Consider the following 12922-nt stretch of genomic DNA (forward strand, 5'->3'; position numbering starts at 1 on the left):
AGAGCTGGAAGAGAATTGTTTTTTATCTTTGAAAAAAAATAACCAAATGGAAAGTTCAATTATTTTAACGAATGAGCAAATTGAAAATAAAACGCGAAGAATTGCGTATCAGATATATGAAGTAAATTTCAATGAGAAAGAAATTATTATCGCTGGAATTGCAGGAAACGGGTTTTTGTTTGCAAAAAAAATTGCGGAAGTTTTAACAAACATTTCCAATTTAAAAGTGGTTTTGTGTGAAGTTAAGATTGATAAAAAGCAACCGTTAAAAGAAATCACAACTTCTATAAGCTCAAGTGCGTATAAAAATAAATCTTTGGTTTTGGTAGATGATGTTTTAAACTCGGGAACTACCTTAATTTACGGAATAAAACATTTTTTGGAAGTGCCTTTAAAACGGTTCAATACAGCTGTATTAATTAACAGAAATCATAAAAAATATCCCGTAAAAGCAGATTTTAAGGGAATTTCATTATCAACTTCCTTGAAAGAGCATATTTCCGTTGTGTTTGAAAATAACAACTCACACGCCAGTTTAGCGTAATAGTAGCATCTCATCAACAATCTGATTCAAATTTTTATCATCTACCAAGATGGTATGGTTTGCACCTTCATAATAAGGTGCACGTTCAAATAAATGTTTGGCAATATATTCTTTTAAGTTTTCTGATCCAATGGCAGCAACCAATGGCCGTTGTGAAGTTTCGTTTTTTAACCTTTCAAAAATAGTGTCAATCGATGCTTTTAAGTAAAATGAATTAGATTTATTTTGAATAAATTCCATGTTATTTCCATAGCAGGGTGTTCCTCCACCTAAAGAAATTACCATACTTTCATTAAAATTGAGTAGTTCCAATAAATATTCCCCTTCTTTTTTTCGGAAGTAAATCTCTCCTTTTGTTTCGAAGATTTGGGCAATGGACAATTGTTCTCGTTCTTCTATAAAACTATCTAGATCAATAAATTGAAGATTTAATTTTTTTGCAAAAATCTTGCCGGCTACCGATTTTCCGCTTGCCATATATCCCAATAAAACAATTTTCATAAACTTATTTTTATCGTCTAAAATACAAAAACAAATATCGTTTAAAAAACTACATAAAAAAACTTGTGAGGTACAACTATTGATGGTATATTTGCACTCGCATTGAGAAGGAGATAATTGACCTGGTAGCTCAGTTGGTAGAGCACCTCCCTTTTAAGGAGGTGGTCCTGGGTTCGAGCCCCAGCCCGGTCACAAAAAGTTAAGTTTAACCGCTTAACTTTTTTTGTTTAAAAAATAATGCGCGTATGGCGGAATTGGTAGACGCGCCAGCTTGAGGGGCTGGTGTTCGCTTAGAATGTGCAAGTTCGAATCTTGTTACGCGCACTTTAAAGACAGGTATTTGTTGTTAAACCATTAACTTCAAGTACCTTTTTTTATTTTAAAAAAGATGGTAAGATTCTTCTTTTAATCGAATTTAAGACACTTAAAACTTTAAGGATTAGCAGATACAGGGAAAAGAGGAAATAGCAAAAAGTTTTAAGTTAAAACAGCATAGAGAAAAGGAAGAAGAGGCAAATCGTAATTAAAAATTACAAAATACATTCTAGAATCATAATTTAATTTGCGTTAGGGATTGAAGCGGAAATCCTTTTTAGCGGTTTTTACCGTTAAAAAGATTGCAGCGAAAAGCCCGACTGCTTTTTAGCAGGAACGCCATATAATTATAGGAAATTATGAAGTTTTACTTTTTATTTTTTTGATGATTGGGTTAATTACCGGTGATATGGGCATCGTGTCTCCCAGTAAAAAACCCCAAGGTTTTAAAGGTTCTATATGGTCAAAAATAACTTTTACGATTGCGAGAAGCGGAATTGACAAGAACATTCCTGAAATGCCCCATAAAGCATTCCCTGCAAAAACTACAATTATTGCGAAAAGCGCATTGATTTTTACTTTGGAAGAAACAATTAAGGGAACAATTAAGTTATTGTCTATAACTTGAATTATATAATATATTCCAAGAACATAAAAGGCATACATACCTGATGATTTGGTGGCTAAAGCAACCGCCATTGGTAACGCGACGGCAACCAAGCCTCCGATATAGGGAATTACATTGAGCAGTGCACCAATAATGCCGAGCAAAATGGCATATTCAATGCCAAGCGCAAAAAGGGCCGTAATATTTAAAATTCCCACAATAACAGCTTCAATAACGAGTCCGGCAAGATAACGTTGAATTACAGTTTTGGTTTCGGAAATAATATTGCTGATTCTTTTTTGATCGCTTCTCATAAAAACCCTGTGAATAAACTCAATCAAGAGCTTCTTATAATAGAGCAGAATAAAGACATAAACAGGAATAAGCAGCATAATCATAATGGCGTTGCCAACTGCAAACATGGTCTGACCTACTTGAGCACCGCTCACAGTGAGTGACTCTGTTTTGGCATTTGTGATCCATCTGTTGACTTTCCATTGGTTTAGGTCAAAATAGCGAGAACCCCAATGGGTAAATTCGTTCAATGTTTTGGAAAGCTTGTCGAGTAATATTGGCCAAGTTTCTGCGAAAATACTTGCCTGTCTAAAAATTAGGGCAGCCAATGATGCAGTGATTAAAACGGTAAGGAATAGGGTAAAAATAATTGCGACTACCCTATTTATTTTCATCCTAACAAAAAAGTTGACAATAGGGTGAAGCAAAACGGCAATCATTACTGAAAATATGAGTGGAAGTAAGATTTCCTGGGCAATGTAAAGCATGCTGATAAACGCAAAAAGTCCAACTAGGAGAATCGTTGCTTTTATATAAAATGGCAGTTTTAAACTTTTATTTGCATCCATATCCGGAAAATCTTTCATTTGCTTAATAATTTTCAGGTTCTTTCACTTCTTCCTCGGAATGGCTTCCGAAAAGTTTAAAAATCTTGCTGGCCATTAATTTAATGCCTTCGGTATTTTTTGTAACTAAATTCGTGACGCCGTACATTAAGACCGATCCAAGAAGTTTCTTTATGGGACTATTGACAACACCCTGAAAAATCATTTTTGATAGATAACCCGTGCCAAAACCAACCGTTGTGTTTAAAAAATTATCTTGTATGACGCTAGATTCACCTAAATCTTTTAAAGTATCTAAAATAATGTTCGCAGGCTTCACACTATTGTAGGCCAAATGGAATTGCTCTTTCAGTGCTTTACCGTCTTCAGATTGTTTATTCTCTAACTGAAGAATGGCAGCCCTAAGTTCTCGTTGTGTTGTTATTGGTTCCATGGGTTCATTTATTTAAGTGCTTGCGTAATAATTAAATTACTTAAAGGTTTTTCAATCCATTTATGCAGAAAAAAATGCAATATGAGGCCTGCAATCAAGTAAAATATTGCCACAATAAAGAATCCGTAATAAACCTTTTCCAACAATTCTCCAAGAAACAATGCAACGCCAATGTTAAAAACAAGAAGAAACATAGAAATCATGAGGATAACACTTATCCTGGCCACCACTGAAGTTGCCACGACCGTTGTTGTTTCCAATGCTTTAAGTTTTGAAATCTCATAGGTTGTTTTTCCAAAAGTTTCTGCTTTTTCAAATAATGTTTCAAATATACTTGGCTTTATTTCCATATTCAGGTTATTTTAGGCTAATATTCTTGCATCAGCAAGATTTAACGCCAGTTTTGTGTCTTCTTGTTTTATTGATTTATGATCCATCTTTTTAAAATGCTTTTCCATTAAATTGTTAAATTTTTCTATATAAGCCCTAATCTCGGATTATATAAATACTTAATTGGCATTTGTTTTTATAAACTTTAACTTCAATTTTCATTAGAATTCAAATTGAAGTTAATACGTATAAATTAATTTACCAATAGCATTTTTATTTTTTAGTGGCTTTGTCTACTACTTCTTCAACTTTTTCTTCTACTTTATTAATTTTATTTTCAGTAAATGTGGCAGCTTCCTTTTTAATGGTTTCAAATTTCTTTGCAGCATCATCTAAAAATTCATTAAATTTTTCTTCAAATCCTTCAACATATTCATTTCCTTTTTTAGAAATTTTCTTTCTTGTTTTTGTACCTTTATTTGGTGCAAATAAAATCCCTAAAGCTGCTCCTATGGCTGCGCTTGCTAATGTTGCTAAAATTACTTTTTGTGCTTTCATAATTTATTGTTATTTATGTGATTAATATTTATGCGTACAAAGGTATTCCAAATCCAATTTATTTTTGTTACACAATTCTTAATCAGAATTACATTATTCACACATTTAGCTGCGTTATATGGGATTATTTGGGATTAAATATGGGTGGTTTTTTCCTTATTTATGACTCGTATTTCACCGTATATCTGTAGTGCAATAAATCAAATTTAATACATAAAATTAATCTTCACGATTGTGAGGCGAGATATGCGCACGGAATAAGTAAAATATTACCTGCTTACTTGAATAGACATCCTTCTCAAAAAAATAACAATCTGTTTCTTACCCAATTTTAAGAACGCTGCCCAATTGTACAAGATTTTATTACCTTTGTGGCCTAATTTTCATAAATATTACCATGATTTCAGTAGAAGGACTTAGCGTAGAGTTTGGTGGAACAACCCTTTTTAAGGATATTTCTTTTGTGATAAACGAAAAAGACCGCATTGCCCTTATGGGTAAAAATGGCGCAGGAAAATCTACACTTTTAAAAATAATAGCCGGGTTTCAAAAAGCTTCCAGCGGACGAATTTCTGTTCCGAAAGATAAAATCACTGCTTACCTTCCACAACATTTAATGACAGAAAATGACCGAACTGTTTTTGAAGAAGCTTCACAGGCATTTGCTGAAATACTTGCTATGCAAACCAACATGGATGAACTGAACCATCAGCTCACCATTCGCACAGATTATGAGTCTGAAGCGTATTATAATATTATAGAACAGGTTTCTACACTTAGCGAAAAATTATATAGCAACGGTGAAATTAATTTCAATGCAGAAGTTGAAAAAATAGTGTTGGGATTGGGTTTTGAACGGGCTGATTTTAATCGTCCAACCAGTGATTTTAGCGGTGGATGGCGTATGCGTATTGAACTGGCTAAAATTTTACTGCAAAATCCAGATCTTATATTATTGGATGAACCAACAAATCACCTTGACATAGATTCCGTTCAGTGGCTGGAAAATTTTTTGGTAAACAGCGGCAAAGCCGTCATTGTGATTTCTCACGACCGTGCTTTTGTTGACCGCATCACAACCCGAACCATTGAAGTGACAATGGGTCGCATCTACGATTATAAAGTTAACTATTCAAAATACCTTGAACTGCGTAAAGAACGCCGCGAACAGCAACAAAAACAACTTGAAGAACAACAAAAAATAATAGCCGGCACACAGGAATTCATAGACCGCTTTAAAGGAACCTACTCAAAGACATTACAGGTACAATCTCGTGTTAAAATGCTCGAAAAGCTTGAAATTGTTGAAGTTGATGAAATAGACACTTCTCACTTAAAACTTCGATTTCCGCCTTCTCCCCGCTCAGGAACCTATCCGGTAACGGCTGAAAATGTATCAAAAACTTACGAAAAGCATCTCGTGTTTGATGCAGCTACATTTGCCATCCAACGTGGTGAAAAAGTGGCTTTTGTAGGAAAAAACGGGGAGGGAAAATCGACTTTTATTAAAGCCATTATGGGTGAAATTGAGCACGGCGGCAAACTAACGCTCGGGCACAATACCATGATTGGTTACTTTGCCCAAAATGAAGCTTCTTTACTCGACGAGACTTTTACGGTTTTTCAAACCATAGACAACGTGGCAAAAGGAGATATTAGAACAAAAATAAAAGATTTTTTGGGTGCTTTTATGTTCAGCAGCGAAGATTGGGATAAAAAAGTAAAAATACTTTCAGGAGGAGAACGCACGAGATTGGCTATGATTAAATTGTTGCTTGAACCGGTAAATCTTTTAATTTTGGATGAACCTACAAACCATCTTGATATGAGAACCAAAGACATTCTAAAGCAAGCGCTGATGAATTTTGACGGAACGCTAATACTTGTGTCGCATGACCGTGATTTTTTAGACGGAATGGTGACTAAAATATACGAATTTGGAAACAAGCGCATAAATGAACATTTGGAAGGAATTCAGGAATTCCTTGAACGAAAAAAGATGGTGCGTTTAAATGAACTGGAGAGCGCCATTAAAAAGTAAAATTTTATAAAACAGAAACCTTGAAACAACAAATAAGCATATTGGGATGTGGTTGGCTTGGAAAGCCATTGGCCATCAATTTAATTCAGCAAGGCCATAAAATAAAAGGCTCCACCACTTCTGAATTCAAACTTTCCGGATTCCGGGAAATTGGGGTTGTACCTTTTATAATAAACCTTGACGATTTAAAAGAAAATATTTCAGCGTTTCTAGATTCAGAGCTATTAATTGTAGCATTACCCTCTAAAAACATTGACGGATTTAAAAATCTACTATCACATATTGAAAAATCACCCATAAAAAAGGTCGTTTTTATCAGTTCTACTTCGGTTTATGCAAATTCCAATGAAATGGTTACAGAAGAATCCGACACACTGCCTTCCGCATTGACAACCATAGAAATGCTTTTTAAAAATTCAGTTGGTTTTGATACCACGATCATTCGTTTTGCGGGTTTATTTGGCTATGCCAGAAAGCCCGGTAATTTCTTTTCGAAAGGAAGAAAAATACCAAATCCGGAGGGCTTTGTCAATATGATTCACCAAGATGACTGTATTAGGCTTATTGAAAAAATCATCGCAAAAAAAGCCTGGAAGCAAATTTTTAACGGCTGTGCGGATACACATCCTACAAGAAGGGAATTTTACAGCAAAACAACTTTAGATATAGGGCTTGAACTACCTGTATTTGAAGATGTTGTGGAAAATAATAAAAAAATAATTTCAAACAAAAAATCTAAAGAATTATTAAATTTTGAGTATAAATACGGAAATCTTCTTCAGCTAAATTACGAAAATATCTAAGTTTAAATTATAAATTAATTATTTAAATAATTAGTTATTTTCGGCTTTAATACCTGATCCATTTAAACTATTTATATCAATTTCAACACTAATTTCATTCCTTCTGTTTACCATTTGAAAAGGCGGATTGTATCCGAAATAGCTGAAATTATTAAAGTGCTTTATTCCGTTTTCTTTTAATAAATCATTTAATTTTGAGATATGTTGTTTTATTTTTTCATCGTTTGACCATCCACCAAAAGAAACTGTGGCCACAAATTTTTCCTTTTCGGTTTTAAACTTGACGTTAGGATTGTTTGGTGTAGGTAAATCAGACAATTTATAGTTAGACGGAAGCATAAATTGCATCGTTATTGTATCACTTAAATTTACGACAACAGGAGAAGTCATTGCTATTGATTCATTTTTTTCGTTCCCACCAAAAATATATCCGGCTAACGATTTAAAGCCTTGTCCGGAACTTTCCTGATAGGAATTGGTTTTCATCGTTACATAAGAAAAATTTGCTGCATCATATTTTCTAATTTCAAAGTCATCATATTTTTTTAGAATTTTGTACGGATACATTTCTGTGTTATTCGTTGTTTTCATAATAATAAGTTGAGCAATACAAAAAACAGTAACCAAAGCCGCTAAAACAATAAAAAAAATCTTCATATCTTACTTTAAATGTTTCACTATTTTTTCACTTAAAGGCTCAGTAATGCTGTAAAAAACATCAATTAAATTTCCTTTTTCATCTACCAAATATTTTTGAAAATTCCATTTTACCGAGCTGTTCATAACACCATTCATTTCTTTTTGAGTCAACCAAGTATATAACGGATGTTGATTTTCTCCTTTCACGTCTATTTTTTCTGTCATTAAAAAATCAACGCCATAATTTTTTTCGCAAAAACTTTTAATTTGTGCAGTTGTTCCAGATTCTTGCTCGCCAAATTGGTTGCAAGGCAACCCAATAACAACCAATTTATCTTTATAAGTTTCATGTAATTTTTGTAAATCCTTATATTGAGGGGTAAATCCACACTCAGAAGCTACATTCACAAAAAGAATTTTCTTCCCTTTAAACTGATTTAAATCTATCTTTTCACCGGTTAAACTGTTGATTGCTATATCGTACATATTTGTAGGTTTTATTTGAGTCTTTTTTTCTTGTGCACAGCTTGTGAACATTGAAGTGAAAATCAAAAGGATTGCTGTTATTTTTAGTGTTTTCATTATTTTAAATTTTAAACGTTACAATACCGCAATCTAAGTTAAATATTTGTCCGGACATACCACTAGAATTTTCAGAAATTAAAAAATCTGCCAAAGCTGAAACATCATTGGTATTCAAATATCTTTTAAGCGGATGCTTTTCAGCGATGACTTCCTTCATTTTGTCATTACGAAGTATTTTTGAAACCAAATCGGTATCTGTAACTGTCGGGGCAATGGCATTGACCCTAATTGCCGGAGCTAATTCTGCTCCAAGCGATTTTGTCAATCCTTCAATGGCTGACTTGGATGCGGCAATGCTTGCGTGATAAGGCATTCCCAATTTTGTGGCCACAGTGCTAAATAATAAAATACTTGCATTTGTTCCATTTTTTAAAGGTTTGAGGTATTTTTTAATTGTTTTTACCGCACCAATCACATTAATCTCAAAATCTGTACTAAAATCTTCAATGGTTAAAGTAGAAATAGGCTTTAAGTTTATGCTGCCAGGACAATAAATAAGCGTGTCGATTAATTCAAAATCAGGTAATTCATCGGTTAAAATATCGCAGTTATAATGTGTTAAATTTGGATGAATATTCAAAGGTGCTGACCTGCTTATATTATAAACTTTATTATTTAGCTTTAATTGGGAAGATAAAATGGCATTGCCTATCCCCTTGCTTCCGCCAATAATTAATACTGTTCTCATTGGTAATTCATTTTAATTTTATAAAACTTCAATTTTAGCTGTTCTTAATGTAATTTTGAAGTTCTGCTATTTTTTGTGCATTATTAAATGCACCGCCATAATAGGTCGTAATTGTTGAGGAAGTATCATCCTTAATTCCTCTTGAAGCCACACATAAATGCTTTGCATCAATAATTATGGCAATATCCTCCGTTTTTAAAATATGCTCAAGATCTTTTCCAATTTGATTGGTCAAGCGTTCCTGAACCTGAGGTCTTTGAGCATAATATTGTACTATCCTATTCAGTTTTGACAAGCCAATTACTTTGCCCGAAGAAATGTAAGCCACATGGGCTTTGCCAATAATCGGCACAAAATGATGCTCGCAATTTGAATAAAAAGTGATGTTTTTTTCAACCAGCATTTGGTTGTATTGGTATTTATTTTCGAATAAAGACACTTTAGGCTTGTTCTTTGGATTCAAGCCTGAAAATATTTCATCTATGTACATTTTCGCAACTCTTTCAGGAGTTCCTTTTAGAGAATCATCATTCAAGTCCATTCCCATAACATCCATAATTTGAGCAAATAACACCGAAATTTTTTCTTTTTTTTCTTTGTCTGAAATTTCAAAAGCATTGCTTTTCAATGGTGTTTCCAAATTGGTATACAAGTGATTGTCGCCAATATCATTCACGGAGTAATCATCAAATAAGTTGTCTTCTTCAATTTCTAGCAGGGTATTCAACATAATTTTTTCTGGTTTCATAAAGTCTAATTTTAAGTTCCAATTCTTTTGGAAGTTTAGCAATCAATAAGTTATATATAACAAATGCGATATTCTCCGCAGTTGGATTTAAGGATTTAAATTCAGTTAATTCTTCGTTTAAATTTTTATGGTCAAATTTATTAATGACACTACTTTTTATAATATCCGATAATATTTTTATATCAATCACATAGCCAGTATCTAAATCACAAAAACCAGTAATGCAAACTTCCAAGTCGTAATTATGGCCATGAAAATGGGAATTGTTACATTTCCCAAAAATGCGTTTATTTTTTTCATCGCTCCAATTCGCATTGTGCAATCTATGGGCGGCATTAAAGCTTTCTTTTCTAAATACCGATGTTTTAAACTGATTATTTATCATTTTGTTTAATTATTACAAAACAAAGTTAAACAATAAAAATAATAATAACAAGTATGGTTACTATTAATTATCTATTGTGTAATTGTTAAAATTTATAATGGAACATAAAACAAATGGAATTCGCCAGCCATTTAAGATGAAGGTATTCAAGAATTTTTATTTCTGATAAAGAAAATACATAATGCGCTATTTTAATAAGGTATAGGCAATAAATAATAAAATGTATATGGCTAAGTAAAACCTGTAAAAATTTCTGAACTTTATGTACTTTTTGTTGTTCGGGTAAATATTTCCGAACAGCGCTTTTATTTCTTTAATAAATACTGGCTTTAAATTGATGATCCAACTATCTGTATCATAAACAATTTTGCGAAATTTACTCCGATACATCGTTAGCGGAAGTCCCCATACGATAAATAAAATTAACCAAATATGTTTTGTGATTTCCATTTATAAATTACTTTTTTGGAAACCAGGGAAAAAATGCAGGCGTTTTCTCAACGTAATCTTTGTATTGCGGTTTGGTATTTATTAATGTTCGTTCTAGCAAAGATACTCCAGAAACCTTTACAATTAAAAGTGTCATTAATAAGGAACCTAAAAGTGGCAAATAACTACCCGCTGCCACTGAAAAAAGCCCAAAAGCCCACCAAACAGCAGCGTCCCCAAAGTAATTGGGATGGCGCGTGTACTTCCAAAATCCGGTATTTAACACTTTTCCCTTATTATCTGGATTGGATTTAAACCTGGCCAGCTGAAAATCTCCGCCAGCTTCAAACGCAAAACCAATGATCCATGCCAATATCCCGGCATAATCAAAAAAGTTTAAAGTGTTCTCGTTTGCATAAAACTGAGCGCCTAGTAACGGTGCAGAAATTAACCACAACAATACTCCCTGAAGCAAAAAGACCTGAAAATAACTAATCCACCAATAACGCTTTGGTCCGTAATCCTTTCTAAATTTTTGGTAACGAAAATCCTCCCCTTTTCCCAAATTACGCCAAGCCAAATAAATGGATAGCCGCAATCCCCAAATAATTAACAAGGTTAAAACAATTAATTTTCTAATTTCCAGTCCATCCGTTTTATAGTAATAAAAAATACCTGCAATCACAAAACCCAATCCCCAAAACGGATCAACAATACTGGCGTTTTTTATTAAAACGCTCACAAACCAGAGCAATGTCATTGCAATTACGACTAGCAACAAGCCCGTAAAATATAATTCAAAATAACCCATAGCTTAAGTTTTTAGTATTGTGATTTAAACATTATAAATAACTTTATTAAGTATGCTGCAAATATATAAAATGTTTATATATATATTGTTATTGTTAAACAAAATAACATATCTTCGCATACTATTTTTTTATTCTTAACATAAAAATAACCAATAAAATATTCAAAGCAAAATACCTCAAAATAAAGTATCACTAATAAATTAATTTTTTTGTAAATTTAAATTATGAAAATTTTACTAACAGGAACAACTGGTTACATAGGAAAAAGGTTATTGCCTATTCTGCTGGCTGAGGGTCATGAAGTTATTTGTTGCGTGCGCGACAAGAAACGAATAGACTTAAGCGGCTTCGAGGTTAAAAATATAAAAATTATTGAGCTGGACTTTCTGGATGCCGGCTCATTGGATATAATTCCAAAAGACATTGATGTGGCTTATTATTTAATTCATTCTATGTCGGTAAGCACCAATGATTTTGAGACATTGGAAGAAATTTCTGCAAAAAATTTTAAAAAGAGTCTGCAAAAAACATCTGTTAAACAGGTCATTTATTTAAGTGGAATAGTAAATGAGCAAGAATTATCGAAACATTTGACTTCCAGAAAAAATGTTGAAGACATCCTTTCTTCAGGCACCTATAATCTGACTACTTTACGTGCCGGTATTATTGTTGGTTCAGGAAGTGCTTCTTTTGAAATTATGCGTGATTTGGTGGAAAAATTACCCATTATGCTAACGCCAAAATGGTTGAATACAAAATCGCAGCCTATCGCCATAAGAAATGTCTTGGAATTTTTAAAAGGGGTGATTTTAAATGAATACACTTATAATAAGAGCTTTGATATTGGAGGCCCGGAAATTTTCACCTACAAAGAAATGTTGTTGACATTTGCAGCGGTTCGCAAGCTGAAACGTACCATAATCACCTTGCCAATCATGACGCCAAAGCTATCTTCCTACTGGCTTTATTTTGTAACATCAACCTCATATAAACTTGCGACAAACCTGGTTGACAGCATGAAAGTTGAAGTAATTTGTAAGGAAAATGACTTGGCAGAGCTACTTCAAATAAAATTAATACCCTATAAAGAAGCGGTTCAGCTTGCTTTCGACAAAATTAACCAGCAAGATGTGATTTCAAGCTGGATTGACGCACAATCGAGCAACGTGCTTTCAAGAGGAATTTCTAATTTAATTGAAGTTCCTACTTTTGGCTGCTTTATGGACAAACGTGAAAAAGCGCTTAAAAACGAAAAAGAAACGCTCGATAAAATTTGGTCCATCGGCGGTGAAAAAGGTTGGTATTACGCCAACTTTTTATGGTCCATGCGCGGATTTTTAGACAAACTTTCCGGAGGTATCGGTTTAAGAAGAGGACGAAAAAGCAATACCAAGCTTTCCGCAGGAGATTCTCTGGATTTCTGGAGGGTTTTATATGCTGACAGAAAGGAAAAAAGATTGTTGCTTTATGCTGAAATGAAACTTCCCGGTGAAGCCTGGCTCGAATTTAAAATTGAAAATAAGATACTATATCAAACAGCTACATTCAGACCACTAGGACTCTGGGGAAGAATTTACTGGTACCTTGTTTTGCCTTTTCACGGCGTTATTTTCAAAGGAATGATTCATAAATTAACTGAATAAG

The 12922-nt window shown here is 33.3% G+C and carries 15 protein-coding genes and 2 tRNA genes; 6 read left to right on the forward strand and 11 right to left on the reverse strand.

Features of this window, described 5'->3' with window-relative positions:
• The first annotated feature begins 46 nt into the window (after nucleotides 1-46).
• Nucleotides 47-544: a phosphoribosyltransferase domain-containing protein gene (locus ABY285_RS07880; protein ID WP_372768848.1), complete on the forward strand. Its 498-nt coding sequence runs from the start codon at nucleotides 47-49 to the stop codon at nucleotides 542-544.
• Here the strand turns inward: ABY285_RS07880 and ABY285_RS07885 are convergent.
• Nucleotides 536-1045 (reverse strand): shikimate kinase, encoded by a 510-nt coding sequence (locus ABY285_RS07885; protein WP_372768785.1) that lies wholly within the window; start codon nucleotides 1043-1045, stop codon nucleotides 536-538. The two genes, ABY285_RS07880 and ABY285_RS07885, sit on opposite strands and share 9 nt — an antisense overlap.
• A 119-nt stretch (nucleotides 1046-1164) precedes the next feature.
• Here ABY285_RS07885 and ABY285_RS07890 point away from each other — a divergent pair.
• Nucleotides 1165-1237 (forward strand) — tRNA-Lys (locus ABY285_RS07890).
• A gap of 47 nt (nucleotides 1238-1284) precedes the next feature.
• Nucleotides 1285-1369: transfer RNA gene (locus ABY285_RS07895), tRNA-Leu, on the forward strand.
• A 348-nt stretch (nucleotides 1370-1717) separates the two neighbouring features.
• On the opposite strand, the gene ABY285_RS07900 is transcribed toward ABY285_RS07895, so the two are convergent.
• The 4 genes from ABY285_RS07900 to ABY285_RS07915 form a co-directional block, all read right to left on the reverse strand.
• Nucleotides 1718-2848, reverse strand: a complete 1131-nt coding sequence (locus ABY285_RS07900; protein WP_372768787.1) for an AI-2E family transporter — start codon at nucleotides 2846-2848, stop codon at nucleotides 1718-1720.
• 4 nt (nucleotides 2849-2852) lie between these two features.
• Nucleotides 2853-3260, reverse strand: a complete 408-nt coding sequence (locus tag ABY285_RS07905) for a hypothetical protein (RefSeq protein ID WP_372768789.1) — start codon at nucleotides 3258-3260, stop codon at nucleotides 2853-2855.
• Between the two features lie 8 nt (nucleotides 3261-3268).
• Nucleotides 3269-3610: a hypothetical protein gene (locus ABY285_RS07910; RefSeq protein WP_372768791.1), complete on the reverse strand. Its 342-nt coding sequence runs from the start codon at nucleotides 3608-3610 to the stop codon at nucleotides 3269-3271.
• A gap of 253 nt (nucleotides 3611-3863) precedes the next feature.
• Complete coding sequence (locus ABY285_RS07915; protein WP_372768793.1) at nucleotides 3864-4148, reverse strand: YtxH domain-containing protein; 285 nt, start codon at nucleotides 4146-4148, stop codon at nucleotides 3864-3866.
• Between the two features lie 397 nt (nucleotides 4149-4545).
• Between ABY285_RS07915 and ABY285_RS07920 the strand changes: the two genes are divergently transcribed.
• Both ABY285_RS07920 and ABY285_RS07925 read left to right on the forward strand, forming a co-directional pair.
• A complete protein-coding gene (locus ABY285_RS07920; RefSeq protein WP_372768795.1) occupies nucleotides 4546-6189 on the forward strand; it encodes an ABC-F family ATP-binding cassette domain-containing protein in 1644 nt (547 codons plus the stop codon).
• A gap of 20 nt (nucleotides 6190-6209) precedes the next feature.
• A complete protein-coding gene (locus ABY285_RS07925; protein ID WP_372768797.1) occupies nucleotides 6210-6992 on the forward strand; it encodes an NAD-dependent epimerase/dehydratase family protein in 783 nt (260 codons plus the stop codon).
• Nucleotides 6993-7022: 30 nt separating this feature from the next.
• Here the strand turns inward: ABY285_RS07925 and ABY285_RS07930 are convergent, their stop codons facing one another.
• From ABY285_RS07930 to ABY285_RS07955, 6 genes are all read right to left on the reverse strand, one after another.
• Nucleotides 7023-7649, reverse strand: a complete 627-nt coding sequence (locus ABY285_RS07930; protein WP_372768799.1) for a heme-binding protein — start codon at nucleotides 7647-7649, stop codon at nucleotides 7023-7025.
• 3 nt (nucleotides 7650-7652) lie between these two features.
• On the reverse strand, nucleotides 7653-8168 hold the full coding sequence (locus tag ABY285_RS07935) for a glutathione peroxidase (protein WP_372768850.1): 516 nt from the start codon (nucleotides 8166-8168) through the stop codon (nucleotides 7653-7655).
• Between the two features lie 49 nt (nucleotides 8169-8217).
• On the reverse strand, nucleotides 8218-8904 hold the full coding sequence (locus ABY285_RS07940) for an SDR family NAD(P)-dependent oxidoreductase (RefSeq protein ID WP_372768801.1): 687 nt from the start codon (nucleotides 8902-8904) through the stop codon (nucleotides 8218-8220).
• A gap of 34 nt (nucleotides 8905-8938) precedes the next feature.
• Nucleotides 8939-9634 carry a GTP cyclohydrolase I FolE gene (gene folE / locus ABY285_RS07945; RefSeq protein WP_372768852.1) on the reverse strand — a complete coding sequence of 232 codons (696 nt, stop codon included), beginning with the start codon at nucleotides 9632-9634 and terminating at the stop codon, nucleotides 8939-8941.
• Nucleotides 9609-10037 carry a 6-pyruvoyl tetrahydropterin synthase family protein gene (locus ABY285_RS07950; RefSeq protein WP_372768803.1) on the reverse strand — a complete coding sequence of 143 codons (429 nt, stop codon included), beginning with the start codon at nucleotides 10035-10037 and terminating at the stop codon, nucleotides 9609-9611. Before ABY285_RS07950 ends, folE begins: the two co-directional genes overlap by 26 nt.
• Nucleotides 10038-10494: 457 nt before the next feature.
• Nucleotides 10495-11277, reverse strand: coding sequence for a DUF1295 domain-containing protein (locus tag ABY285_RS07955; RefSeq protein ID WP_372768805.1), 783 nt, complete (start codon nucleotides 11275-11277; stop codon nucleotides 10495-10497).
• Between the two features lie 225 nt (nucleotides 11278-11502).
• Between ABY285_RS07955 and ABY285_RS07960 the strand changes: the two genes are divergently transcribed.
• On the forward strand, nucleotides 11503-12921 hold the full coding sequence (locus ABY285_RS07960; protein WP_372768807.1) for an SDR family oxidoreductase: 1419 nt from the start codon (nucleotides 11503-11505) through the stop codon (nucleotides 12919-12921).
• Nucleotide 12922 lies beyond the last annotated feature (1 nt).

The sequence above is a fragment of the Lutibacter sp. genome (assembly GCF_041555395.1).
GTDB lineage: Bacteria > Bacteroidota > Bacteroidia > Flavobacteriales > Flavobacteriaceae > Lutibacter.